Raw genomic sequence first — 22,900 nt, forward strand, 5'->3', positions numbered from 1 at the left:
CGAACGTGCTGTGGGCGCTCCTGCGCGACAACCGGATCTTCACCTCCGCCCCACCGGTCGCGCAGGCATCTTGACTTCATCATTGAGACTCCAGGATGATCGCCGCCGTCTGCTGCGCCAGGGCGGGCTTGGCGATGATGGACCGGTGGCTGCTCGCCGGCACGACGTGGAAGTCCGCGGCGACCCGCTCGCTGAGCTTGCGCTGCTGCTCGGTGTTGTTGGCGGCCGAGATGACGACGCGCCGCAGCGGCCCGGCGGCCACGAAGTCCTGGCCGGTGAGGGGCTCGTGCAGGTACTCCTGGCGCGCCGCCAGCAGTACCTGGGGGCTGGAGATCGAGGCCAGGTACGCCCGTTGGATGTCCGGGCGGTATTCGAGTTCCCGCTCGGTGGGGCTCGTCAGCCAGCGGGTGGTGCCCAGGGCCGAGCCGAGCAGCCGTCGCGCGGTGTCCTGGTTGTAGCGCGCCACCCGCCGCTTCGACCCGCGGTCCTCACCGAGGAGGACGGCGTCCGTCCCGTCGACGATGTGCAGGACGGTGGCGCGCTCGCGCACGTACGCGGACTCCGCCGCGACGTTCATGGCGGTGAGGGCGCCGATCGAGTGGCCGCACAGGACGACGTCGCCCTGCGGCGCGAGCTGTTGCAGGAGGAACTCGACCAACTGGGCCGGCCGCAGCCTGCTCTTCGAGCGCCAGTACCCGCTGCGGTGGTAGCGCAGGACCCGGAAGCGCCGGCTGAGCAGCCCGGCCACCCAGTCCCAGGACTCCAGCGGCGCGCCCAGGCCGCTTTCGAGGACCGCGACGGGGGCGGTGGGGCCGAGCTCCCCGCCATCGAGCGCGTACTCGATCGCGAGGCCGTCCGGGCCCTGGATCAGGGAGGTCCCCTTGAGTCCGCCGCGCCGGGTGTACTCCTCCTCCAGGCGGATGTACGAGAGGTAGGCGCTGACCACGGCGGCGGCCCCGAAGGTGGCGACCACCTGGCGTTCGAACCTCATCCCCGGCCCCCGTTCCTGGGGAGGCGGTCCACGGCGTAGAGGACCGCCGCGTGGGCCGAGCTGAATCCCCAGAAGAACCGCGGCAGGCCCATCGTCACGGCGATGCCCAGGTGGAAGAGCTTGACGCCGGCCAGGGCCCTGCGGGCGTCCGCCGGTGCCAGCAGGTAGACGACCGGGAACCCCGTCTCCCAGACGATGGTGAACCACGTCATCGAACTGCACAGCAGCGGGCTCTTCTTCAGCCACTTGGCGACCGCGCTGTCCCCGTACTGCTGGGTCTGCAGGACCTGTTCCAGCGCCTCGCCCGACCGCCAGGTACTGGAGATCGCCTTCGCCGCGCCGGCGGTCACGTAGGCGATGAAGGTCTGGGCGTTGACCGCGCGCAGGAAGAGGTCGTCGGACTTCTCGGCCTCGGGGACCAAGGCGGTGAGCAGGCGGTAGCCGCAGATCAGGGCGGCCATGTGGTCCGCCCCGTCCCTGCCGAACGAGGTGCGGTACTTGCTCAGGCCGCTGGAGGCCAGCATCAGGCCGGCTCCGGTGATCTGCTGCGCCCGGCTCCTGCGGCCGGTCAGGGTCAGCGCTCCGCCGACGACGCCCATGGCCTTGATGGCGACGGCGCCGCCGCGGCTGTCGATCGCCTTGCGGAGAGCCTGCGGGACGACGCTGCGATCGCGTTTCGAACTCAGGCCCTGCAAAAGGCCGTTGGGTCCGTAGGCGGCTGTCCGGGTCAAGGCTTCGAGGCCGCTGATGATCTCGCCCACCGCGGCCGGGGCCAGCGTCCAGTAATGCGCGTCCTCGCGCGATATGGGGTGGGAAGGCTCGTTGACGATCTTAGTGAATGGCATTCACGCGTCCTCGTGCTCCGGTCGAGCGGGGCCGGAAAGGGGAACCGCTCGTCCCCCTTTCCGGCCCGTCTGCTCACATGGGTGGTGTCACCGGTGGGTCAGTTGGTTCAGCAGCCGAGGCAGATCGTGCTGCCCGTCACGACGACCTCGCACACGGCGATGATGGTGGGGGTGGTCATCGCGGGAGCGTTGTGTGCGTTCACGAAACCCTCCTGCGCCTCCGCGAACGAGGCGTTGACGGCATCGGTCACGAACTCGACACGCGATTCGGTGGCGTTCACTCTTTCTCCTTTTGATGGTGGAGACAGCGGCCAACCCACAGAGGACCGACGTCCGCTGCCGGCCGCTGCCGTTCGACCATATGTCGTTTCGGTAACCACGGGAATACCCTTGATGTGTTCATGGTGTGCGCAATGCGAATCGGCGGCGGATAATTTCGAAGAAATTGACCAATTCCATTGTAGGTGGACATTCCTCGAATTCTGTGCAATGCCCCTTTTGTTGCGGAGTCCCCGGGTGTTCCTGTATTCGATCATTGATATCGCAGGTCAGGCCTTGATCGAGAATCCGGGCGGGTGGCGGATTCCGCCGAACAGTCCGTATGGCCTCGAATCGCCCCATTTGACTTGACGGCCTCGGGTTCGGGTTCTGGTTCGGCCGGAGGGCGCATGCCGGCCGCCCGGAGGGTGTATTTGGGTCGGCTTTGCAGGATTGGGGCGCCTTGCTATGATCGGCCCAATGTTCAGAAAAGTGTGAAAATGAACGTTTCGATCATCCGAGAGAAGACGGCTCGTCGATTGAAAAACAAAACCGGCAAGGCGGCGGGCGCACCGCTGCTGCAACTCGTCGATGTCACACACGCGTACGGTGACAGCACCGTGCTCGACCGGGTCTCCCTCCGCATCCACCGTGGTGAGTGCGTTTCCCTGGTCGGGGAGAACGGATCCGGCAAGAGCACCCTGCTCCGCGTGGCGGCCGGCCGGGAGAGACCCTCCGCAGGGTCGGTCGTCTTCGACGGGGAAGAGATCCACGAGGATTCCCTGGACGTGCGCAAGCGGGTCGCGTCGGTGATGGATCCCGGTGCGTTCTACCCGGACCTCACCGTGCGGGAGCACCTGCGGCTCGTGGCGCTGTCGCACGGCATGGGCGCCGGAGCCGATGCCGCGGTCGACGGGGCGCTGGAGTCGCACCGCCTCACGGCGCAGTCCGAACAGTTCCCCTCGGCCCTGTCCTCCGGACAGACCCAGGCACTGCTCCTCGCCGCCGCCTTCATCCGGCCGCACGACCTCCTCATCCTCGACGAGCCCGAACAGCGGCTCGACTCCCACGCCCGGACCGCCCTCGCCCGCCTGATCGCGGAGCACCGCGACCGCGGAGCGGCCGTCCTCATGGCCACCCATCACCGGGCCCTGAACGAGGTCGCGGACCAGATCGTCGAAGTCGGCTCGCGTTCGGGGCACCCGGGCCCGTCCGGGGCGGTGCAGGGGGAAGGATGAACGGTTTGAGCGACAGCGTGGCACCCGCGACCGGGACGAGGGCGCGGGTGCCCGACAGGTCGGGGGACTGCACCGCGGACACCCTGCTGTTCCTGCGCGAAGCCCGGAGCGGCACGCGCCAGGAGAAGCGCAGGAGCGCGTGGTTCATCGCCTACACGGTCCTCCTGGTGGGCGGCTGCTGGGGCGTCCCCGCCCTGCTCCAGTGGACGAGTTCGACCCGGGCGGCCGACCGGCCGCCCGTGCAGATCGGGGAACAGGCGTCCGCGACGCTCCTGGCGCTGATCCCGGCGGTGCTGGTCCTCGCCCTGCTGCTCACCGCCCGGGGAGCGATGTGGCGGGGCCCGGTCCTGCTGGACCGGGCCACCACCGGCTTCCTGCTGCCCTCGGCCGTCGACCGGCGAGCCCTGCTCGCACCGGGGCTGCGGTCCTCGGTGGCGCTGGCCTCCGTGGTGAGCGGCGTCGCCGGCGCGGTCGCGGGCTTCCTGCTGCAGGGCCTGGCCCCGCAGTCGTGGATCCTGCTGACCCTCGCGGGCTCCTGGACGGGCGTCTCGGTGGCACTCACCACGAGCGCGGTCGGCGTCCTGGTCGAGCGGCACGACCAGTGGATGTCCCGGTACGGCCGCAGGGTCTTCGCCGCAGGGTGGCTCCTCGCCGCGGTCGCCGCCGTCGGCGTGTGGACGGCATGGACGCAGGGGCGGACGGGCTGGCTGCAGGGCCTCCTGCTCTGGTCGGGCCCGTGGGGGTGGGCGTCCCAACCGCTCCTGTGGGCGCTCGGCCTCGTGGGTGCGGCGGGCGCCGCCGGCACGGTGCTGTCCGTCGGCACCCCGGTGCTCGCCCTCGCCCTCGCCTGGCGGGAACTGCCCGCGATCCCGCAAGCCGCCCTCAGGCTGCGCGCGACGGTCGCCGCCCAGATCAGCACGTCCGTCCTCATGCTCGACCTCCGCCAGGCCCGCTCCGGAGTACCGCGGCTCAAGGAGCGGAACAGCACCCCCCGGCTCCGCCTCCCCATGCCGCGGCACCGGCTGCTGCTGGTCCCGTGGCGCGACCTCACCTGCCTGCTGCGCAACCCCCGCCGCCTGGGGTGGGCCGTCGTCTGGAGCGGAATCGCCGTCGGACTGACCGCGGCGGCCCCCTCCTTCACCTCGACCGCACAGCAGATCGTCGTCGTGCTGTCCCTGGTCGCCGAATACCTGGCGGCCGCTCAACTCACCGAGCCGGCACGGCTGGAGAGCGACGACCCGCGGCGCTCCACCAACCTGCCCTGGACGTTCAAGTCGCTCGCCCTCCAGCACTCGGCGGTGCCCGGCGGCCTCCTCCTCGCGCTCACCGGGGCCGGCGCACTGGCGTGCGCGCTCGCCGGCCGGGAGACCGCAGGACTCCTCCCGCTCCTCGCCTCCGTACCCGCACTCACCGCGGCCGCGCTGGTCAGCTCCTACCGGGGCGTCGTGCCCGTGCACCTGACGATCGGCGTCAACACCCCCATGGGCAACACCGGCCCCGGCCAGGTGGCGCTCTGGTACCTGCGCGGCCCGCTGGCGGTCGGCACCCTCCTGTTCCCGCTCGCCCGCTCCGCAGCCCAGGGCCACCCGTACGCCGCGGCACAACTCGCCTGGACCCTGGCCGTCACCGCAGCCGCCCTCTGGTGGGTCCGGCGCACCGCCCACCGCCTCCACACCCGATAGCCCCGGCCCCACACCAGGGGCCGGCCGCCGCTGCGGACGCATCGTCGGGCGGTCCCTCCGGAGGCGGGCGCCCGTGACGCCTCATACCTGAGAGCCAGGCCGAGAACGGCTCCGCGGCGGGAGGCCGACCGGCGGGTCCGCTCCGTAGCGTGGTGACCGAATGCACCCCGGCGTCGCGCGCCCGGCGTGATCCGAAAGAGAGCCCCTAGGAGGTGGTCGGTGCGCGGAGCGCTGCACACCGTGAGGAAGGATCTGTTCACCCCGGCCCCGCAGCCCATGCCGCCCATGAGCGGGCCGGGACTGCTGAGGTGGCTGCCGCACGGCGCGGTCGTCGCGGTGGCGGTCTTCGCGGCCGTCTCCGCTACCGAGGACATCCCGTTGCGGCCGCTCGGGATGCTCCACGCCGCGCTCCTGGTAGCGGCGCTGCGCCGGCCGCTGCCGGCCTGGTGGCTGTCGCTGGTGATGCTGCCGGTGTTCTCGTTGTACCCGCCCTTCGCGCCGTACACGGGATGGGCGTGGGCCGTGCAGGCTGGGCTGTCGTTCCTGGTCGCGCTGCGCAACCCGCCGCGGGTGACGGGAGAGACGGTGGCGCTGAGCACCGCGCTGCTGCTGGGACTGCAGCTGGCGGGCGGGCGGATCGGGCCCTGGTACTTCACGGTGATCGTGCTGGTGTTGTTCGCCCTCGTCGTGGCCGCCGCGACCGGGGTGCGCCGGACGAGGGAGGTCCGTGCCCGGCTCGCGGAGCAGGAGCGGGCCCTCGCGCAGGAGCGGGCGCACCGCACCGTCCTGGAGGAACGCGCCCGCATCGCGCGCGAGTTGCACGACGTGGTCGCCCACCACATGTCCGTCATCTCCATCCAGGCCGAGGCCGCCCCGTACCGGGTCGCGGACCCGCCCCGGGAACTGGTCGCGGCGCTGGCCGACATCCGCGCGGGCGCCCTGGAGGGACTGACCGAGCTGCGCCGCCTCCTCGGCGTGCTGCGCTCCGAGGACCGTCCCGGCGGGCGTGCTCCCGAGGCTCCTCAACCCACCCTGGAAAGGCTCGACGACCTGCTCGCCGGGGTGCGCGCGGCCGGGCTCGACGTGCGGGCGGTGGTCTCCGGGACGCGCCGACCGCTGCCCGAGGGCGTGGAGCTGTCGGCCTACCGCATCGTGCAGGAGGCGCTCAGCAACACGCTGCGCCACGCCCCGGGCGCCGCGGCCCGCGTCGAGCTGACGTACACCGACGCCGCCCTGCGGCTGCGGATCCGCAACGGGCCCGGCACCGCGGCCGCCGGGCCCCCGCCGGGAGCCGGGCACGGCCTCCTGGGCATGCGCGAACGTGCCGTGATGCTCGGCGGGGAGTTCTCCGCCGGCACCACCCCCGACGGTGGCTACGAGGTCACCGCACTGCTGCCGGTGCCCGCAGCCCCAGCCGTCCGGACAGACAGGGAACAGACCGCATGACGATCCGAGTGATGATCGCCGACGACCAGGCGATGGTTCGCGAGGCCTTCTCGGTGCTCCTCGGCGCCCAGCCCGGCATCGAGGTGATCGCGACCGCCGTGGACGGCCTGGACGCGGTGGCCAAGGCCGAGGAGCTCCGCCCCGACGTGATCGTGATGGACATCCGGATGCCCGGACTGAACGGCATCGAGGCCACCCGCCGGATCACCGGGCAGGCCGGCCTGTCGACCAGGATCCTCGTCCTGACCACCTTCGACCTCGACGAGTATGTGTACGAGGCGCTGCGGGCCGGCGCCGGCGGGTTCCTCCTCAAGGACGCCTCCGGGGTCCAACTGGCCGAGGCGGTACGCGTCGTGGCCGCCGGGGACGCGCTGCTGTCGCCCGGACTCACCAAGCGGCTCATCACGGAGTTCGCCCGGCTGGGCGGCTCGGCGAAACCGCCCGCCCAGGTGCGGATCGACGTCCTCACCAACCGCGAGACCGAGGTGCTCACGCTGGTCGCCCGGGGCCTGTCCAACGCGGAGATCGCCGCCGAACTCGTCGTCGCCGAGCAGACCGTCAAGACGCACATGGGCAGCATCCTGCAGAAGCTGCAGCTGCGGGACCGCACCCAGGCCGCAGTCCTCGCCTACGAGACGGGACTGGTCGTTCCCGGCCGCACCGATCTGTGATCCCGCGGTAGTGCGGCGGCACTGGCGCGGACGTCTCCCCCCGACCCCCTACCTGAGAGCTGCTCCGGAGAATGGCTCCGCGGTGTGAGGCCCGTGCGGGTGCCGGATTCCTAGCGTTCTTGTACGAGCCGGTCCTCGCCGCCCCGTGTGCGGTTCCGAGGACCTCGCGGCTCCCGACAAGTTCCGCGGGCGGCGGCGACCGCCCCGCGCACCATCGCAGGAGTACAGCCATGACCACACCCCGAAGCCTCGCCGCCTCGCCCGCCCGGCCCGGACGGGCTGGCCGGCCCGTCCGGATCCTGCGGGCCGCCTCCGCCGTCCTGGCGTCGTTCCTCGCGTTCCTGACCGTCGCCATCGTGCTCGGCGCGTACGTCCCCTCGACACCCAAGGCGGGCGTGATCGGGCCGGTCCTGGGCGGGCAGTACCCGTTCCACACGGCCCTGCTGGCCCTCGTCGCCGCCGGCCTCGCCGCGCTGGCCTGGCGGGCCGGCCTGGTGCGCTGGGGACGCGTGGTCACCGGCGTCTCGACGCTGTGCACCGTGGGCGCCCTGGTCATCGGCGGCATCCAGTTCCAGGCCGCCAGGGAGGCCGGCGTCGACATCTCGCTGGGCCAGGTGTTCACCGAACTCTCCTACCCCGCGGCGAAGCCGGACGCGACCGAGACGTTCGCGAGCCCCGAGGGCGAGCCCCTGCGGGTGGACGCGTACCTGCCCGCGAAGGCCCCGGGCAAGCGGACCCCGGCTGTCGTGCTCGCCCACGCCGGCGGCTTCCACACCTTCGACAAGAACGACCTGCGCGGCACCGGCCGCTGGCTCGCCGACCACGGCGTCGCCGTCTTCGCCGTCGACTACCGCCTGGCCGGTCCCGACCGTCCCACCTGGGGCAAGGCCCCGCAAGACCTCGTCTCCGCCATGGGCTGGGTGCAGCGCAACGCCGACGTGTACGGCGTCGACGGCGCACGGATCTCGCTCGGCGGCATGTCGGCGGGCGGCACCCTGGCGATGAACACCGCCTACCGCCTCCAGAACGGCACCATCAAGGCCGCCGAGGGCGCCACCCCTACGCCCCCGGCCTCCGTGATCGGCTTCTACCCCGGCACCGACGTCGCGCAGATGTGGGAGGACGACGTGGCCGGGACCCGCGAGGCGGCGCAGATGTACACCGGCGGCACCCCGCAGCAGTACCCGGACCGCTACCGCGAGGTGTCCCCGACCTCCGACGTCCGTCCCGGCCTGCCCCGCACCCTGCTCGTCGTCGGGGACCGCGACCGCAGCGCCCGCCCCGAGACCGTCACCGGCCTCGGCGACGCGCTGAGGAAGCAGGGCGTCGACGTGGAGGTGAAGGAACTGCCCTTCGCCGACCACGCGTTCGACGACGCGTACGGCAGCCTCACCTCCCAGACGAGCCGGCAGATCCTGCTCGACTTCCTCCTCGCGGACGCACGCTGACCCCGGGTCCCGGCCGGCCGTCGAGGCGGACAGGCAGCGCGACACGGCTGCGGGAGACTCGCTAGTAGTGCGTGCTGTGGTTCCACCAGGCCTGGGTGCTATCGGTACCGCTTTCCCCCGCAGGGGCGGACTCCGCCACGGGGGTGGGCGTCGACACCGGGCCGGCTGGGCCTGTCCGCCCTGGTCGAAGGGCAAGCCCGCCGGCCGGTGGGTCACGCGGTTGGTCACGTGACTGCTGCACCGTGACCGGAAAAGCAAAAAACCCCTGATAATCAGGGGTCTTAGCTGGTGTCCGAGGGGGGACTTGAACCCCCACGCCCGATAAAGGGCACTAGCACCTCAAGCTAGCGCGTCTGCCATTCCGCCACCCGGACCGGGTGTTGTCTTTGCGGCTTTCGTTCTCTCGTCGGCCGCGCTGACAGATGTAACTGTAGCAAAGATCGGCTTGGGGTCCCAAAACGGTTCGGGGCGGGGGTGCGGGGGTGGTGGCGGGGGCAAGGGGGAGTGTGTGGCGGGGGCGTGACCAGGGGGTTTCGGGGGCGCGCAGGGGGTGGATCCGGGTCGGGGGCTGGGGGAGGATGGGCGTACGTGCTCGTACGCCCGGGTGCAGGTCCTGGGGGTGGCGCGCTGGTGCGTCGGTGCGGGCCAAAGACGAGGAGTGACCGTGAGCGAGCGGAGCGAGTCGGCGGGGCCGAGGGCGACGGCTGAGTCGGAGGTCGCCGGGATCTGTCGCGATCTGATCCGGATCGACACCAGCAACTACGGGGACGGCTCCGGCCCGGGGGAGCGCAAGGCGGCGGAGTACGTCGCCGAGCAGCTCGCCGAGTTCGGGGTGGAGCCGCAGATCTTCGAGTCGGCCAAGGGGCGGGCCTCGACGGTGGTGCGGATCGAGGGCGAGGACCGTTCCCGCCCGGGCCTGCTGATCCACGGCCACACCGACGTGGTGCCGGCCAACGCCGCGGACTGGACGTACGACCCGTTCGGGGGCGAGATCGCGGACGGCTGCGTGTGGGGGCGCGGCGCGGTCGACATGAAGGACATGGACGCGATGACCCTCGCGGTGGTCCGCGACCGGCTGCGCACCGGCCGCAAGCCCCCGCGCGACCTGGTGCTGGCGTTCGTCGCGGACGAGGAGGCCGGCGGCACGTACGGGGCGCGGTTCCTGGTGGACAAGCACCCGGAGCTGTTCGAGGGCGTGACCGAGGGCATCGGCGAGGTCGGCGGCTTCTCCTTCACGGTCAACGACCAGGTGCGGCTGTACCTGGTGGAGACGGCCGAGAAGGGCATGCACTGGATGCGCCTGACGGTCGAGGGCCGCGCCGGGCACGGCTCGATGGAGAACGACGACAACGCGATCACCGAGCTGTGCGAGGCGGTCGCCCGGCTCGGCCGGCACAAGTTCCCGCTGCGGATCACCAAGACCGTACGGGCGTTCCTGAACGAGCTGTCGGACGCTCTCGGGGTCGAGCTCGACCCGGAGAACATGGACGAGACCCTGCGGGTGCTCGGCGGCATCGCCAAGATGATCGGCACCACGCTGCGCAACACCGCCCAGCCGACCATGCTCGGCGCCGGGTACAAGGTGAACGTGATCCCCGGCCAGGCCACCGCACACGTGGACGGGCGCTTCCTGCCCGGCTACGAGGAGGAGTTCCTGGCGGAGCTGGACAGCGTGCTGGGCCCGCGCGTGAAGCGGGAGAGCCTGCACTCGGACAAGGCGATCGAGACCACCTTCGACGGCGCGCTGGTGGAGGCGATGCAGACGGCGCTGCGGGCGGAGGACCCGATCGCCCGCGCGGTGCCGTACTGCCTGTCGGGCGGGACGGACGCCAAGTCGTTCCAGGACCTCGGGATCCGCTGCTTCGGCTTCGCGCCGCTGCAGCTGCCGCCGGAGCTGGACTTCGCCGGGATGTTCCACGGTGTGGACGAGCGGGTGCCGGTGGACGGGCTGAAGTTCGGCGTCCGGGTGCTGGACCGGTTCCTCGACGCCTGCTGAGCGTTGCCTGCCGAGCGTTGCCTGTCGAGCGGCTTGGGCTGAGCTCCTTGGGCTGAGCACCTTGGGCGGACGGCCCGTTCCCGGAGTGCCGGGGGCGGGCCGTCCGCATTGTCCGAGCTAATGATTTGGGACAGGGCGAAGGAGATCAACAGAAACGATCCTGCAAGGAAATGCGGATCGAGCGTGCGTGCGAGACGTCACCGTTGCGAGTGAATGGCAAATCTGTTCCGTACCCCGTTTGCCACACCCTCGTTCATCCCTGTGCAACCCGCCGAACGGGTTGCGTTGTCCATACAGGAGGAATGATGAAGGTCAAGAAGATCGCCGCTGTTGCCGCCGCCACCGGTGGCCTGGTGATCGCCGCCGCCGGTGTCGCGTCCGCTCACGGCGGTGCCGCCGCCGAGGGTGTGGCCGCCGGCTCCCCGGGTGTCGTCGCCGGCAACCAGGTGCAGATCCCGGTGCACGTCCCGGTCAACCTGTGCGGCAACACCGTCAGCGTGATCGGTGTGCTGAACCCGGCGTTCGGCAACCACTGCGCCAACTTCTGAGTCACGCTCCGAGCTGCTGAGGCTCGTTGAGCCGACTCATTCGACCCCCGGGTGGCGGACGCGCCGCCCGGGGGTCGCTTGCATGCGGGGTGCGAGTGCGGGGTGCGGAGAGGTGAACAAGGGGGCAATCGCTCGATCGGGTGAAGCTGGTTCGTTCGGCTCAACCTGCCCGCCGTCCTCTCGTTAACTCCTGTGCAGTCGAAGACCTTGCCGGATATCCGGATATACGGAAATTCCGACTTTCGGAAGGTATTTACGTCAAGGTCGTCACGTCGTTCTCGATACGTCAGGGGAAAAGATGAGGAATGTAGCCAAGAAGGGGATCCTCACGGTCGTGGCCACCGGCAGTGTCCTGGCCTCGACCGCCGGCTACGCCTACGCGGGTGCCGAGGCCCAGGGAGGTGCCGCCGGCTCGGCGGGCGTCGCCTCCGGGAACTCGGTGCAGGTGCCGGTCGAGGTGCCGATCAACGCCTGCGGCAACACCGTCGACGTGATCGGCGTGCTGAACCCGTCCTACGGCAACCGCTGCGCCAACGTCAGCGGCCACCCCGAGGCCGCGAAGCCGGGCGGCTCCCACGTGGGCTCCGGCTCCCACACCGGCTCCGGTTCCCACGCAGGCTCCGGGGCCAACGGCGGCACCGGCCGGGGCTCCTCCGCCTCGGGTGCGTCCGCCTCCGGCGTCGCCGCCAACTCGCCCGGCGTGGTCTCCGGCAACAGCATCCAGGCCCCCGTGCACGTCCCGGTCAACGCCTGCGGCAACTCCGTCGACGTGGTCGGCGTCGGGAACCCCGCCTTCGGCAACGACTGCGCCAACGTCGCGCAGCCCGCCCCGGCGCCGAAGCCGGCCGACGACTGCCCCGAGAAGCACAGCCCGTCCATCCCGCCGCAGGCCGGCGGCGAGGTCCCGGGCAACCCGCGCAACGGCGGCCCGTCCACCACCCCCGAGGCCGGCGCACACTCGGCCCCCGCCGTCGCGCCGGTCGCGAGCGGCCAGGTCGCCCCGGTCGCGGCCCGCGCCGCCGCCCCGGCCGTCGCCTCCTCGCCGAGCGGCGCCGTCGGCAGCCAGCTGGCCTCCACCGGCGCCGGTGACGTCGAACTGCTCGGCGCAGCCGGCCTCGCCCTGCTGCTCGGTGGCGGCGTGCTCTACCGCCGCGCCCGCGCCGGTGCCCGCTGAGCGGCCGCTAGGCCACACCCCGCGGCGCCGCACCCCAGCGGCGCTGCCGGAGCACGACGCCGGAGCGTGACGCGCCCGCGGCCGCCTGGAGGTACGGGCGGCCGCGGGCAAGCGGAGGCCCGGCGTGAAAGCCCGTACGAAGGCCTGACGGTGACGTGAAGCCCCGGCCCGAAAGCCCGGCGTGAAATCCCCACCGCGACGGGCGCGTTCCCGGGCCCGGAGCTCCCCGACCCGGCCGCCTCCCGCCCGGGCCTTCCCCGCCCAGGCGCCCCGCCCGTCCACCCCCGCCGCGGCGGGCGGGCTCAGACGCGCTCGCCCGTCACCAGCTCCGGACCTGCCGGATGATCCGTCGTTTCAGCCGGACCGTCCGGCTCCCGTCGGGGAACAGCCGCAGCCGGTCGAGCTCCCAGTGCCCGTACTCGGCGTGCTCGGTGAGCAGTTGGCGTGCCGCGTTGCGCGTGGTGCCGCGCGGCATGCGCAGCGACTGGTACTCGTACTCCGGTTGCCGGACCGGCTTCGGTGGGGTCAAAACGCTCCTCCTGAGAATCACCTGCGCGCAAGCCTACGACCTGCCTCGGACAGTCGGCCCGGGTATTCCCGGACGTCCTCCCGGACGTCCTCCCGGACGTCCTCCCGGACGTCCGTCCGACCCGGCAGGACGCCCCGGACCGGCCGGGGCGCGCCGGCTCGCCTGACAGTGCATCAGTTCCGTTGTTCCTCCGGACGGGATACCCCGATCCCGGCGCGCGAAGCGGCACCCGATCGGCCCCGCGCGGCCCGGCCGCACGCCCTTCGCGCCGGGCATGCGCGGGGACAGAACCACGCGGATCGGACATCAGGGGGGAAGTTGCGGTGAAATCGCGGGTGTAGGTGACAACCGCTGTGCGTACCGACACCGCGGGGAGATAGCGTCTGCACCATGTCTGATGCCGCGCAGCCAACCATTGCCGAGGTACGCGCCGCCGCCGAGGCGGTCAAGGCCGCCATCGACCGTCATCTGGAAGCGGTGTCAAGCCCCAGCGCAGCGGATGATCCCGCTGTGTCCGCCGCCTACGAGCAGCTCGCGACGGCGGCCATCGCCTACGACCAGATCCTCTACGAGGTCTACGACGAGGTCACCCCCTTCGAGATCCCCGGGGACGAGGGTCCGGGCGGCTACCACGGCCCCGAACAGCCGGAGGCGATCAGCGTGCTGATCCGCCGCGACTACCACGTCGCCGACCCCAAGCGGCTGCGCGCCCAGGCCGAGCGGCTCGACGAGTCGCTGACCCCCGGCGGGGGCGGCACCAGCGGGGTGAACGCCGCGATCGGTGTGCTGTTCGGCGAGTACGAGCCGGACGAGATCGCCGCCCGCAGCGAGGAGTTCGGCCTGGAGGAGGCGGACTCGACGCTCTGGGTCGCGGCGGCGGAGCCGACCGAGCCGGGGGAGTGGCTGCCGGAACCCTTCGAGCACGCCGACCCGCAGATGCTGATCTGCCGGTTCGACGTGAGCGAGGTCTACGACGACGAGGACCCCGACGACTGAACCGTTCGTCGTGCGGACACCCGGAGGGCGGGCCCCACCTGTAGGGGGCCCGCCCTCCGCGCGTTCCGCCAACCGCCGGACAGGGCTAGTACGCCGAGGCGGCGTTCTCGGCGAGGATCGCCCGCAGCCGGGTGGTGCGCGGCTGCGCCGGGCGCTCGGTGACGGCCTGGGCGAGCGCCGGGCCCGCCGCGTGCACCACGGACAGGTGCCGCTCGCCGCGGCCGAAGGCGGTGTAGACCCACTGCCGGGTGAGCGCCGGGCCGGCGTCCTCCGGGAGCACCACGACCGCGCCCGGCCAGCGGCGGCCGAGTGCCTGGTGGACGGTCAGCGCCCAGCCGTGCCGCAGCCGGCCGGCCTGGGCGGGCGGGACGGTCCGGCGCGAGCCGTCCGCGTACGCCAGGTGCAGGCCGGTGGCGTCGCCGTCCAGCACCCGGGCCGGGCGGGTGACGCCGGGGGCCGGGGAGTCGACCACCCGGTCGCCCGGGTCGAAGCCGCCGAACCGGCCGGGCCCCGGGTTGAGCCGGGCCTTCGCGGCGGCGTTCAGCGCCCGGGTGCCCGCCGGGCCGCCGTGGCCGGGGGTGAGCAGCACCACCTGCTCGGCGGGGATGCCGAGGGCGCGGGGAATGGAGTCGGTGAGCAGCTGGAGGGCGCGGTGGACGGCTTCGCCGCCGTCCTTCGCGGTCAGGATGACCACCTCCTTGTCCGGCGCCTCGACGGGCTGGAGCTCGCCGATGCCGACGCCGGAGACCAGCTCGCCGATCGGGCCGAAGTCCGGGGTGCGGGAGGCGACCGCCGGGCAGACCCTGGCGGCCAGCAGGTCGGCGAAGAACCGGCCGGGGCCGGCCGACCAGAGCTGGCCGGGGTCGCCGCTGAGCACCAGCCGGGTGCCGTCGGCGAGCGACTCCAGGACGGTGGCGGCCAGTTCGACGTCCAGCAGCGGGGCGTCGAGGACGACCAGGACGTCCAGGGCGAGCGTGCCGTCAGCGGCGCGGCCCGGCCCGGCGGCGCCGGAGAGCAGGTCGGCCAGGGTGATCACGGCGGCCGGGGTGTCGGTGAGCGCGGCGAAGGACTCCCGGCCCTGGTCGGTCCAGGTGGCGGCCCAGACCCGCAGCCCGAGGCCGCCGGCAGCGGCCAGCAGCGCGGCGGGTTCGGCGCGGGCGGCCTCGCCGCCGGTGTGCAGCACCAGGGCGCTGTCGGCGACGGCCTGGATCAGGGCGGTCGCGGAGGAGGACGGCGCGGCCTCGCCGGCAGCCGCCCACGCGGTCGGGCCGGGCGCGGCGGGGGCCTGCGGAGATTCCTCCGCCGTGGCCTCTGCTGTGGCCTCCACCGTGTCCTCCGTGGGGGCCGCGCCCGAGCCGGAGGCCGCCTCGGAGCCGGAGGCCGGCGAGGAGTCGGCCGCGGACTCGGCGTCCTCCGCCGTGTCCTCCTCCTCCGGATCCTCCTCCGCCGCCGCGTCCTCGTCGCCCGGCTCAGGGTCCTCGCCCGGCACGAAGGTCGACATCAGCCGGACCAGCCCGTCCGCGAGGCTCTCCTCGGCCAGCGCGAGCCGCTCCAGGGCGAGCAGCGTCCGGGTCGGCGGCTCCTCGTCCTCGTCGCCGCCCGCCGCGTGCGCCTCGGGGCCGGTCAGCTCCTCCTGGAACGGCATCGCGCGCCCGTCCAGGACGGCGGCCTGGATCGCCGCGGCCGAGTCCGGCAGCCCGTGGCGGTCGAGCCCGGCCGCGATCTCGGCGACCTCGACGGCGGAGTGGCCGCGCAGCGCCGCCTGCTCCAGCAGCCACGGCACCAGCGCCTGGGCGCGGCGCGGGTCACCGGGGCCGGCGGCGGGGCCGAGCAGGCCGCGGGCGAAGCCGTCCGCGTGCTCGGGGCGGACGCCGGGCAGGGACAGTACGGCCCACGGGTCGGAGCGCAGCTGTTCGGCGGCGCCGTCGCCGAACTCGGCGACCGCGGCGGTCGCGAGATCGGCCGGGGCGCCCCCGGCGGTCAGTACCTCGGCGGTGTCCTTGAGCGCCTGCGCGCGCTGCTGGTCGGGCTGCGCGGAAGCCGGGGCCGGGGTCGGGGTCGGGGCCTTGGCGCCCTGGCCGTCCTTGACGTCCTTGGCGTGCTCGGGAGCCGCGGCGCGGCCCTCGCCCTCCGGTGGTGCGGCCTGCGGGCCGACGCTGCGGATCCGCTGCGCCAGCTCGGCGATCGCCGCCGCCTTCTCCGCCGGGCTCGCCGACTGTGCCGGGCTCGCCGTCTCCGCGGGGCTCGCCTTCTCCGTCGGGCTCACCGAGACTGCCGAGGTCTCCTCCGGAGCGCCGTTCTCCGTGTCACTCATCGTCCGCTCCAAGGGTCACTCCACTGCGTGTTCAGCTGAACGAGGGGGGCTACAGCTCGCTCCACCCCTGGTCCGGGTAGCGGTGCACCGGCGACGAGATGTCGTCCAGCGCACCACGGATCTCACCCGGTAGCGTAAGCGCCTCCACTGACAGCGCCGCCTGCAGCTGTGCCACCGTACGGGCCCCGACCAGCGCGCTCGCCACTCCGGGCCGGTCCCGGACCCAGGCGAGGGCGACCGCGAGCGGGCTGCTGGCGAGGCCGTCGGCGGCCGTGGCGACGGCGTCGACGATCCGCCGCGAGCGCTCCCCGAGGTACGGCTGGACGAACCCGGACAGGTACGGCGAGGCGCCGCGCGAGTCCTGCGGGACGCCGTGCCGGTACTTGCCGGTGAGCACCCCGCGCCCGAGCGGCGAGGAGGCGAGCAGCCCGACCCCGGCGTCCGCCGCGGCGGGCAGCGCCTCGCGCTCGATGCCGCGCTGGAGCAGCGAGTACTCCAGCTGGGCCCCGGCCAGCGGGGTCCGCCCGTGGTGGACGCGCTGCCAGGTGGCGGCCTTGGCGAGCTGCCAGCCGCTGAAGTCGCAGACCCCGACGTACCGGGCGCGTCCGGAGGAGACGGCGATGTCGAGGGCGCTGAGCGTCTCCTCGACGGGCGTCATGGGGTCGAAGGAGTGCACCTGCCACAGGTCGACGTAGTCGGTGCCGAGTCGGCGCAGCGAGGCGTCGAGGGCGGCGAGGAGGTGGCCGCGGGAGCCGTCGAAGCGGCGGGCGGACTCCGGCACGCTGCCGGCCTTGGTGGCGATGACGAGTTCGGAGCGGGGGACGAGGTTGTCGGTGAGCCGGGAGATCAGGTATTCGGCGCCGCCGTCGGCGTACACGTCGGCGGTGTCGAGCAGGGTTCCGCCGGCGTCGACGAACTCCTTGAGCTGCTCGGCGGCCTCGTGTTCGTCGGTGTCGCGGCCCCAGGTCATGGTGCCGAGGCCGAGCCGGGAGACCTGGAGACCGGTACGGCCGAGGTGACGCTTTTCCATCGGACGGGTCCTCCACTGGCCGGTGGCACCGGGCGCCCCGGTAGCCCTGAGAACGCGCAGGTGGGGAGAGCGCTCCCCACGTCGGCTGAGCGTAGCGGCCGGTGTCCGGGCAGGGGTGGCGACCCGCAGAACGATCACCTGGCCCGGTCGGCGGCGGGTGTGACCCAGACCACCACTACCGGTCAGTAGCATGACCGGCGAGTGCGCGGCTACCCTCGCCACCAACCCTCACCGACTGGAAGGTTCGGCACATGCGACTCGGAATCAACCTCGGCTACTGGGGTCTCGGCATGGACGCCGACAACATCGCCGTGGCCCAGGAGGCGGACCGGCTCGGCTACTCGGTGTGCTGGGCGGCCGAGGCGTACGGCTCGGACGCCGCGACGGTGCTGAGCTTCGTCGCCGCGAAGACCGAGCGGATCGACGTCGGTTCGGCCATCTTCCAGATCCCCGCCCGCACCCCGGCGATGACCGCGATGACCGCGGCGACCCTGGACACCCTGTCCGGCGGCCGCTTCCGGCTCGGCCTCGGCGTCTCCGGCCCGCAGGTCTCCGAGGGCTGGTACGGGGTGAAGTTCGACAAGCCGCTCGCCCGCACCCGCGAGTACGTGGAGATCATCCGCAAGGCGATGTCCCGCGAGCGGCTGGTCCACGAGGGCGCGCACTGGACGCTGCCGCTGCCCGGCGGCCCCGGCAAGCCGATCAAGCTCACCGTGCACCCGGTGCGCGAGCACATCCCGCTGTACATCGCCGCGATCGGCCCGAAGAACCTGGAGCAGACCGGCGAGATCGCCGACGGCTGGCTCGGCATCTTCTTCTCGCCCGAGCACGCCGCGCTCTCCCTCGACCCGCTGAAGGCCGGCCGCGCCAAGGCGGGGCAGAGCCTGGACGGCTTCGACCTGTGCCCGACCGTCACCATCGCGGTCGGCGAGGACATCAAGGCCGGCGTCGACTCCCAGCGCTCCTACGCCGCGCTGTACATCGGCGGCATGGGCAGCAAGGAGAAGAACTTCTACAACCAGCTCGCCCGGCGGATGGGCTACGAGCAGGCCGCCGACGAGATCCAGGAGAAGTACCTGGCCAAGGACTACGCGGGCGCCGCGGCCGCCGTCCCGCACGACCTGATCGACGCCACCTCGCTGATCGGCGACACCGCCCGGATCGCCGACCGGATGCAGGCCTACGCCGACGAGGGCGTCACCACGCTCACCCTGGCCCCCGCCAGTGTCGACTATTCGCTGGAAGGCAGGATCCACGCTCTCCGCGTCGGTGTGGAGGCGCTGGAGCTGGCAGGGCTCGCCTAGCAGCGGGCATCCCTGGGGGCCCGGGTTCGCCCGTTCAGCGGCGCGAGCCGCCCCGGCCCCTGGGGAACACATGCCCACTATGACCAGCACCAATGACGCGCCCGTGACGCCGTACGACGGCTGCGGGCGCTGTCTGCTCGGCGTTCGCCGACTCTCCCGCGTGCAGGCGGCTACCAGCTCACCGGCACGGCAGCGGGACGCGATCCTCGACTCGGCCGAGCGAGCCGGAGGGCACGTCATCGGGTGGGCGGACGACTGGGAGGTGTCCGGCGCGTCCGACCCGCTCACGCGTCCGAAGCTGGGGCCGTGGCTCAAGGCCCAGCGCGGGCCCTATGACGGACTTGCGGCGTCCGCCGTGGATCGCCTCGGGCGTGACGTCCTGGAGGGGCTGCGGCTCGCCAGGGAGACCAACGCGGGCCGTCTCCTCCTCACCGCTGATCACCCCGGCTTCTGGGACCTGGACGACCCGAGCCAGGAGATCGAGTTCAACGCGAAGCTGTTCGGCGCGCAGATCGAGCACCGGAACATCCGGACACGGAACCGGGACCCGCGCGGTACAGGCCCGTTCGGCGGGGGAGGTCGCGGGGCGGCCCGCGCCATCGCCTTCACGGTCACCCCGCCCGCCAAGGCGTGACCGGCACGGCCCGGAGCCCAATGTCAGATCTGACATTGGGCTCCGGGTGCTCATGTCCAAGTGGACATGAGCACTGCCCCCGTCCTGCCGCCCAGATCGGAGAGTCCATGCCCACGCCCGCCGAGGTCATCCCGGGCGGTGTCGCCCATCCCGGCACCCCCGCGCCCGCCGACCCCGCGCCGACCTCCGCTGCCGAGGCTGACCCCTCCGGCCGGCCGGAGCCCGAGCCCGACCCGCGAGACGCACGAATCGCCGACCTGGAAGCCGAGTTGGCCCACGTCCGCGAGGAGCACAGCGGCGCGTCCGTCGAGGTCGACGAGCTACGCGGCCAGGCCGCCGAGGACGCCCGCCGGGCCGAGACGGACCAGGTCATCGCCGGATACGCGCTGCCGCCGTTCGCCGCCGACGCCGCCCGCACCGCCGCCCCCTTCGTGGACCTGGACGCGCTGTGCCGCAACCTGGCCGAGGCCGTCATCCCGCGCCCGCTGTTCGGCTCCGGCGGGCTCGACCCGGCCCCCCGGCCAAGCCGGACCATCAGGCCATCGCTGAGAGGCTGATCCGCCGGGCGTGGTGACCGGGCCCAGACCCCTGCACCTCGGAATTTTCCGAGGACGCCCCCACGCCAGAACTGCGGAGAATTCCGCAGTTGCCCTGTGCCTCATGTCAGTTCTGACATGAGTCACAGGGCGTGCCTCAAACCTAGCGACGAACTCCGGGCGGGCCGCTCCAGCGCCGCCCGCAGCCTCGCCGCCCACCGCTGGGGCAACCGCATCTGACCGCCCCAGCACACCAGCCCCGGCCGCCCAACGAACTGGGCAGCCGGGGCCTTTCGTGCGTTCTGGGTCGCTCCAGCATGATCCTTAGTCCAACACGGGAATATTTCCGTCCTGTCATAGACATGTGCCGAAGGGCTCTCTAGCGTCATTCCTGGGCGGTCCAGGCAGGGCCGCAGTTCCAGGGGGTTGAGATGGACGACAGGTCGGGTCTCACGCGGCTGACCAACACGGGCAACGGCAGCGGCTCGGGGGAGTGCAACCAGAACGACTGCCCCAACGTGTACCGCACCGAGCGAGGGACCTTCGTGGTTCAGGGGGATGTGTCCAACGCCTTCATGCCGCCCAACGGCGAAGGGCTCGTGGAGATCCCCGAGAGCGTGCTTCGGGAGGCCGTCCGTGCGCTTGGATGGTGATGCTTGGCAGGCCAGGTTCCGGGATTTCAAGACGGAGGCATGGCGCCTGGAAACTCTTCCGGCCTACAACGTGCCGCAGGAGATCGAGGAGCTGCGAGCGTTCCGGGCGGGCGAGCGAATCGACCCGCGTGCGCACTCCAACGATTACACGGACGACCTCAAGCGGGTGCGTCGAGAAGGGAAGTCCAAGGGGCGCGTTCGCATTGTCACGCGACCGCTCTCCGAGTACCTGCGCTACGAGTTCATGTACTATCTGCCGCATGCCTGGGCGGGGGAAGAAATTCGGATCATGGACGTCACGGATCGCCCTAACCCGCTGGCCGGCGTTTCGGACTACTGGATGTTCGACAAAAGGGAGGTGGTGCTGATGAACTACCTGCCCGACGGAACGCAGATCGACCGCACCGTGTTCGAGGGCGACATGAGCCCCTTCGTCGAGTATCAGCGGATTGCAATCGCTGAATCGGTGCCTTTTGAGGAGTACGTGAAGGGCATTGGCGCTTGATCCACAAGAGCTAGGTCAATCGAATTCGGACCTGGCAGCAATCCTTCAAGAGCTTCGCAAGCGAGCTGGACTCTCCGGGGTCCAGCTCGCTCGGCGTGTCAACATGTCGCAGTCCAAAATTTCCAAGATCGAGACCGGCAAGGTCACGCCGTCGCTGGTTGACGTCGAACTGATCCTGCGGGCGTTGGACGCGCCGCCCGATCTCATCGCCCACGTCACGGCGCTTGCCCGCATCGCCAACACGGAGTGGCAGGATGCGAGGGCCCTGCGCAGGAAGGGGCTCGAAAAGAAGCAAGTCGAGTTGGCGACGCTTGAACGTACCACCGGCGAGTTTCGATACTTTCTGCCAACCATGATCACCGGTCTTCTTGCGACTCCTGAGTACATCCGGGCCAGTCTCGCCCCGTTCCCCGGCGATCACTCGAAGGCTATTGCCAAAAAACTTGAACGGCAGGCCGTCCTCTACGAGCCGGCTAAGCGCTTCGACTTCATTCTGACTGAACAGGCTTGCCGCTGGCCTCTTGTTCCCGCGCAGGCCATGGCGATGCAGATTGACCGGTTGGTCTCTGTGTCCCGGTTGCCCAATGTACGCCTCGGGATTATCCCGATGGCTGGTCACATGCCGTGGGCGCCATTGAACGTATTCACCGTCTACGACGAGGCCCTAGCAACTGTCGAGGTCTCCACGGGCGCGCTTGTGTTCCGTGACCCCCGAGACATTCAGGAGTACCTGGACGAGTTCCGGACCTTCGAGGGCTATTCGCTGTGGGGTGAGGATGCTCGGGTCAAGCTGGCGGAGTGGGCCGACCACTATCGAGGGACATCTCAAGATCTTTAGTCGATAGCGGGAATATCGTTGAGTCCCTATCTGGAATTCCCCTAGCCTGGCATCTCATTCCACGAAGCCGAGCGAAAAGGAGCCAGGTGTGTCCGTTGCCGTGAGGTCCGCCGGTTCGCACCGGAGTAGGGAGAAGGCCAGTCCGCAGACGATGGCCGCGTTGAGGGAGCATTACCGGGCGGCGAACCCGACCGGTCGTGCGCTGACCTACCCGCTCGACCCGGAGTGCCCGTGCCCGAGGTGCACGGAGTTGAGGTTGGGCCGCAATGCCGCCGCTTGAACTGGTGGCGGCGCCCGGAGAGCCGAAGCCGGGCATGGTCATGCGCTATGAGGTGGTGGCGGCGGCGGGCTCCCATGTCCTGCGGGATGTGCTCCTGGGCGAGTTCTGCACCCTCCCGGACCTCTCCGGCAAGCCCGTGTTGCTCGCCTTCCCCGACGCTTACCACGCGCGTCTGTGGCTGATGACGGCCGACACCCGTAAGCAGTACGCGGTGAACGCCACCCGCATCCGCGCCGAGCAGGGCAAGAAGCCGTTGCAGGAGCACGCCGGATGGCTGCGGTTCGACCTCTATACCCCCGCGCCGGCCGACCCGTCCAACGCCTCGGGCGGGGCCGATCCGGTGGCTGCCGAGGTGGCCCGACAAGCAACCCTGCATTCGGATCGCCTGCGGTACCGGCACCAGCACTGACGCACCCCAATTGGTCTGATCATCACGGGATTTGGTGTCGGTGGGGTGGGGTGCGGGATCGTGGGCCGACCGCGCGAGCGGCGCGCGGTGGCCCGACCAATGAAGGGGCGAAACCCATGAAGAAGATCGCTGCGAAGCTCTGGCGGATCATCCGGGGCCCGATGCAGTGGCGCGTTCTGTGGCTGTGGCACTCCAAGTTCATGGTCGGGGTCACGGGCATCGTTCGCGACGACGAAGGCCGGGTGTTGCTCCTCAAGCACCGGATGTGGCCGGAGGGTCGGCAGTGGGGGCTACCGACCGGCTACGCGAACAAGGGCGAGAGCTTCGAAGAGACGATCATCCGTGAGGTCAAGGAGGAGACCGGACTCACGGTGAAGGTGTGCGAGCTGGCGCACCTGAAGAGCGGATACAAGCTGCGCGTCGAAGTCGCCTACGAGGCGCTGTACGTCAGCGGACGGATCAAGGTCGCTTCGTTCGAGATCTTGGAGGCCCGATGGTTCTCACCGGACAAGCTCCCCGAGGGAGTGCAGGAGTCGCACCGACAGCTGATCAGCCGTCAGCGCTTCTGACCCTCG

At 71.4% G+C, this 22,900-nt stretch carries 23 protein-coding genes and 1 tRNA gene; 17 read left to right on the forward strand and 7 right to left on the reverse strand.

Translation table 11 applies throughout. The features are described 5' to 3' along the window. Positions 1-79: 79 nt before the first annotated feature. The 3 genes from ACFWPT_RS15320 to ACFWPT_RS15330 all read right to left on the reverse strand — a co-directional run bounded on the left by ACFWPT_RS15320 (position 80) and on the right by ACFWPT_RS15330 (position 2,117). Positions 80-991 carry an alpha/beta fold hydrolase gene (locus ACFWPT_RS15320; RefSeq protein ID WP_380377689.1) on the reverse strand — a complete coding sequence of 304 codons (912 nt, stop codon included), beginning with the start codon at positions 989-991 and terminating at the stop codon, positions 80-82. Then, positions 988-1,836 (reverse strand): hypothetical protein, encoded by an 849-nt coding sequence (locus ACFWPT_RS15325; protein WP_380482153.1) that lies wholly within the window; start codon positions 1,834-1,836, stop codon positions 988-990. The genes ACFWPT_RS15320 and ACFWPT_RS15325 overlap by 4 nt, the downstream gene beginning before the upstream one ends. Before the next feature lie 107 nt (positions 1,837-1,943). Then, the gene (locus tag ACFWPT_RS15330) at positions 1,944-2,117 is read right to left on the reverse strand and encodes a cypemycin family RiPP (RefSeq protein ID WP_159398383.1); all 174 of its coding nucleotides are present in this window, start codon (positions 2,115-2,117) and stop codon (positions 1,944-1,946) included. 516 nt (positions 2,118-2,633) lie between these two features. Here ACFWPT_RS15330 and ACFWPT_RS15335 point away from each other — a divergent pair. The 5 genes from ACFWPT_RS15335 (at position 2,634) to ACFWPT_RS15355 (ending at position 8,579) form a co-directional block, all read left to right on the forward strand. Then, the gene (locus ACFWPT_RS15335; RefSeq protein WP_380482155.1) at positions 2,634-3,332 is read left to right on the forward strand and encodes an ATP-binding cassette domain-containing protein; all 699 of its coding nucleotides are present in this window, start codon (positions 2,634-2,636) and stop codon (positions 3,330-3,332) included. A gap of 5 nt (positions 3,333-3,337) precedes the next feature. Then, positions 3,338-5,014, forward strand: coding sequence for a DUF6297 family protein (locus ACFWPT_RS15340; RefSeq protein WP_380482157.1), 1,677 nt, complete (start codon positions 3,338-3,340; stop codon positions 5,012-5,014). Between the two features lie 240 nt (positions 5,015-5,254). Beyond that, entirely contained in the window at positions 5,255-6,460 is a 1,206-nt protein-coding gene (locus ACFWPT_RS15345; RefSeq protein WP_380482159.1) for a sensor histidine kinase, read from the forward strand. After that, entirely contained in the window at positions 6,457-7,131 is a 675-nt protein-coding gene (locus ACFWPT_RS15350) for a response regulator transcription factor (RefSeq protein WP_363377203.1), read from the forward strand. The genes ACFWPT_RS15345 and ACFWPT_RS15350 overlap by 4 nt, the downstream gene beginning before the upstream one ends. A 230-nt stretch (positions 7,132-7,361) precedes the next feature. Next, positions 7,362-8,579, forward strand: coding sequence for an alpha/beta hydrolase (locus ACFWPT_RS15355; RefSeq protein ID WP_380482161.1), 1,218 nt, complete (start codon positions 7,362-7,364; stop codon positions 8,577-8,579). A 286-nt stretch (positions 8,580-8,865) separates the two neighbouring features. On the opposite strand, the gene ACFWPT_RS15360 is transcribed toward ACFWPT_RS15355, so the two are convergent. Beyond that, positions 8,866-8,953 (reverse strand) — tRNA-Leu (locus tag ACFWPT_RS15360). 290 nt (positions 8,954-9,243) lie between these two features. On the opposite strand from ACFWPT_RS15360, the gene ACFWPT_RS15365 reads away from it, so the two are divergent. The 3 genes from ACFWPT_RS15365 (at position 9,244) to ACFWPT_RS15375 (ending at position 12,297) form a co-directional block, all read left to right on the forward strand. Then, positions 9,244-10,575, forward strand: coding sequence for a M20/M25/M40 family metallo-hydrolase (locus ACFWPT_RS15365; protein WP_063346934.1), 1,332 nt, complete (start codon positions 9,244-9,246; stop codon positions 10,573-10,575). A gap of 305 nt (positions 10,576-10,880) precedes the next feature. Next, complete coding sequence (locus ACFWPT_RS15370) at positions 10,881-11,123, forward strand: chaplin (protein WP_063346933.1); 243 nt, start codon at positions 10,881-10,883, stop codon at positions 11,121-11,123. 298 nt (positions 11,124-11,421) lie between these two features. Then, positions 11,422-12,297 (forward strand): chaplin, encoded by an 876-nt coding sequence (locus ACFWPT_RS15375; RefSeq protein WP_380482163.1) that lies wholly within the window; start codon positions 11,422-11,424, stop codon positions 12,295-12,297. Positions 12,298-12,616: 319 nt separating this feature from the next. Here ACFWPT_RS15375 and ACFWPT_RS15380 read toward each other — a convergent pair whose 3' ends face one another. After that, positions 12,617-12,826 carry a DUF5703 family protein gene (locus ACFWPT_RS15380; RefSeq protein WP_033350848.1) on the reverse strand — a complete coding sequence of 70 codons (210 nt, stop codon included), beginning with the start codon at positions 12,824-12,826 and terminating at the stop codon, positions 12,617-12,619. Positions 12,827-13,216: 390 nt separating this feature from the next. Here ACFWPT_RS15380 and ACFWPT_RS15385 point away from each other — a divergent pair, with 390 nt between their 5' ends. Then, on the forward strand, positions 13,217-13,822 hold the full coding sequence (locus tag ACFWPT_RS15385) for a hypothetical protein (RefSeq protein ID WP_063346931.1): 606 nt from the start codon (positions 13,217-13,219) through the stop codon (positions 13,820-13,822). A gap of 85 nt (positions 13,823-13,907) precedes the next feature. On the opposite strand, the gene ACFWPT_RS15390 is transcribed toward ACFWPT_RS15385, so the two are convergent. Both ACFWPT_RS15390 and ACFWPT_RS15395 read right to left on the reverse strand, forming a co-directional pair. Next, on the reverse strand, positions 13,908-16,136 hold the full coding sequence (locus ACFWPT_RS15390) for a helix-hairpin-helix domain-containing protein (protein WP_380482165.1): 2,229 nt from the start codon (positions 16,134-16,136) through the stop codon (positions 13,908-13,910). A gap of 49 nt (positions 16,137-16,185) precedes the next feature. Next, a complete protein-coding gene (locus tag ACFWPT_RS15395) occupies positions 16,186-17,166 on the reverse strand; it encodes an aldo/keto reductase (protein ID WP_380482167.1) in 981 nt (326 codons plus the stop codon). Positions 17,167-17,417: 251 nt separating this feature from the next. Here ACFWPT_RS15395 and ACFWPT_RS15400 point away from each other — a divergent pair, with 251 nt between their 5' ends. The 8 genes from ACFWPT_RS15400 (at position 17,418) to ACFWPT_RS15435 (ending at position 22,894) form a co-directional block, all read left to right on the forward strand. Beyond that, the gene (locus ACFWPT_RS15400) at positions 17,418-18,470 is read left to right on the forward strand and encodes an LLM class F420-dependent oxidoreductase (protein WP_380377671.1); all 1,053 of its coding nucleotides are present in this window, start codon (positions 17,418-17,420) and stop codon (positions 18,468-18,470) included. A 79-nt stretch (positions 18,471-18,549) separates the two neighbouring features. Next, positions 18,550-19,104 carry a recombinase family protein gene (locus tag ACFWPT_RS15405; protein WP_380482169.1) on the forward strand — a complete coding sequence of 185 codons (555 nt, stop codon included), beginning with the start codon at positions 18,550-18,552 and terminating at the stop codon, positions 19,102-19,104. A gap of 107 nt (positions 19,105-19,211) precedes the next feature. Continuing rightward, a complete protein-coding gene (locus ACFWPT_RS15410; RefSeq protein WP_380482171.1) occupies positions 19,212-19,661 on the forward strand; it encodes a hypothetical protein in 450 nt (149 codons plus the stop codon). Between the two features lie 410 nt (positions 19,662-20,071). Continuing rightward, the gene (locus ACFWPT_RS15415; RefSeq protein WP_380377667.1) at positions 20,072-20,293 is read left to right on the forward strand and encodes a hypothetical protein; all 222 of its coding nucleotides are present in this window, start codon (positions 20,072-20,074) and stop codon (positions 20,291-20,293) included. Beyond that, positions 20,277-20,798 (forward strand): DUF6879 family protein, encoded by a 522-nt coding sequence (locus tag ACFWPT_RS15420; protein WP_380377666.1) that lies wholly within the window; start codon positions 20,277-20,279, stop codon positions 20,796-20,798. The genes ACFWPT_RS15415 and ACFWPT_RS15420 overlap by 17 nt, the downstream gene beginning before the upstream one ends. Beyond that, the gene (locus ACFWPT_RS15425) at positions 20,788-21,636 is read left to right on the forward strand and encodes a Scr1 family TA system antitoxin-like transcriptional regulator (RefSeq protein ID WP_380482173.1); all 849 of its coding nucleotides are present in this window, start codon (positions 20,788-20,790) and stop codon (positions 21,634-21,636) included. The genes ACFWPT_RS15420 and ACFWPT_RS15425 overlap by 11 nt, the downstream gene beginning before the upstream one ends. A 266-nt stretch (positions 21,637-21,902) precedes the next feature. Next, on the forward strand, positions 21,903-22,325 hold the full coding sequence (locus ACFWPT_RS15430) for a hypothetical protein (RefSeq protein ID WP_380482175.1): 423 nt from the start codon (positions 21,903-21,905) through the stop codon (positions 22,323-22,325). A gap of 116 nt (positions 22,326-22,441) precedes the next feature. Next, on the forward strand, positions 22,442-22,894 hold the full coding sequence (locus ACFWPT_RS15435) for an NUDIX domain-containing protein (RefSeq protein ID WP_380377660.1): 453 nt from the start codon (positions 22,442-22,444) through the stop codon (positions 22,892-22,894). Positions 22,895-22,900 lie beyond the last annotated feature (6 nt).

Source organism: Kitasatospora sp. NPDC058478, from assembly GCF_042720345.1.
In the GTDB taxonomy this organism is placed as follows: domain Bacteria; phylum Actinomycetota; class Actinomycetes; order Streptomycetales; family Streptomycetaceae; genus Kitasatospora.

Coding starts and splice junctions, on each gene's coding strand:
- ACFWPT_RS15320 (WP_380377689.1), bottom strand. CDS start 991: ATGAGGTTCGAACGCCAGGTGGTCGCCACCTTCGGGGCCGCCGCCGTG.
- ACFWPT_RS15325 (WP_380482153.1), bottom strand. CDS start 1,836: ATGCCATTCACTAAGATCGTCAACGAGCCTTCCCACCCCATATCGCGC.
- ACFWPT_RS15350 (WP_363377203.1), top strand. CDS start 6,457: ATGACGATCCGAGTGATGATCGCCGACGACCAGGCGATGGTTCGCGAG.
- ACFWPT_RS15355 (WP_380482161.1), top strand. CDS start 7,362: ATGACCACACCCCGAAGCCTCGCCGCCTCGCCCGCCCGGCCCGGACGG.
- ACFWPT_RS15370 (WP_063346933.1), top strand. CDS start 10,881: ATGAAGGTCAAGAAGATCGCCGCTGTTGCCGCCGCCACCGGTGGCCTG.
- ACFWPT_RS15375 (WP_380482163.1), top strand. CDS start 11,422: ATGAGGAATGTAGCCAAGAAGGGGATCCTCACGGTCGTGGCCACCGGC.
- ACFWPT_RS15385 (WP_063346931.1), top strand. CDS start 13,217: ATGTCTGATGCCGCGCAGCCAACCATTGCCGAGGTACGCGCCGCCGCC.
- ACFWPT_RS15390 (WP_380482165.1), bottom strand. CDS start 16,136: ATGAGTGACACGGAGAACGGCGCTCCGGAGGAGACCTCGGCAGTCTCG.
- ACFWPT_RS15395 (WP_380482167.1), bottom strand. CDS start 17,166: ATGGAAAAGCGTCACCTCGGCCGTACCGGTCTCCAGGTCTCCCGGCTC.
- ACFWPT_RS15400 (WP_380377671.1), top strand. CDS start 17,418: ATGCGACTCGGAATCAACCTCGGCTACTGGGGTCTCGGCATGGACGCC.
- ACFWPT_RS15405 (WP_380482169.1), top strand. CDS start 18,550: ATGACCAGCACCAATGACGCGCCCGTGACGCCGTACGACGGCTGCGGG.
- ACFWPT_RS15410 (WP_380482171.1), top strand. CDS start 19,212: ATGCCCACGCCCGCCGAGGTCATCCCGGGCGGTGTCGCCCATCCCGGC.
- ACFWPT_RS15415 (WP_380377667.1), top strand. CDS start 20,072: ATGGACGACAGGTCGGGTCTCACGCGGCTGACCAACACGGGCAACGGC.
- ACFWPT_RS15430 (WP_380482175.1), top strand. CDS start 21,903: ATGCCGCCGCTTGAACTGGTGGCGGCGCCCGGAGAGCCGAAGCCGGGC.
- ACFWPT_RS15435 (WP_380377660.1), top strand. CDS start 22,442: ATGAAGAAGATCGCTGCGAAGCTCTGGCGGATCATCCGGGGCCCGATG.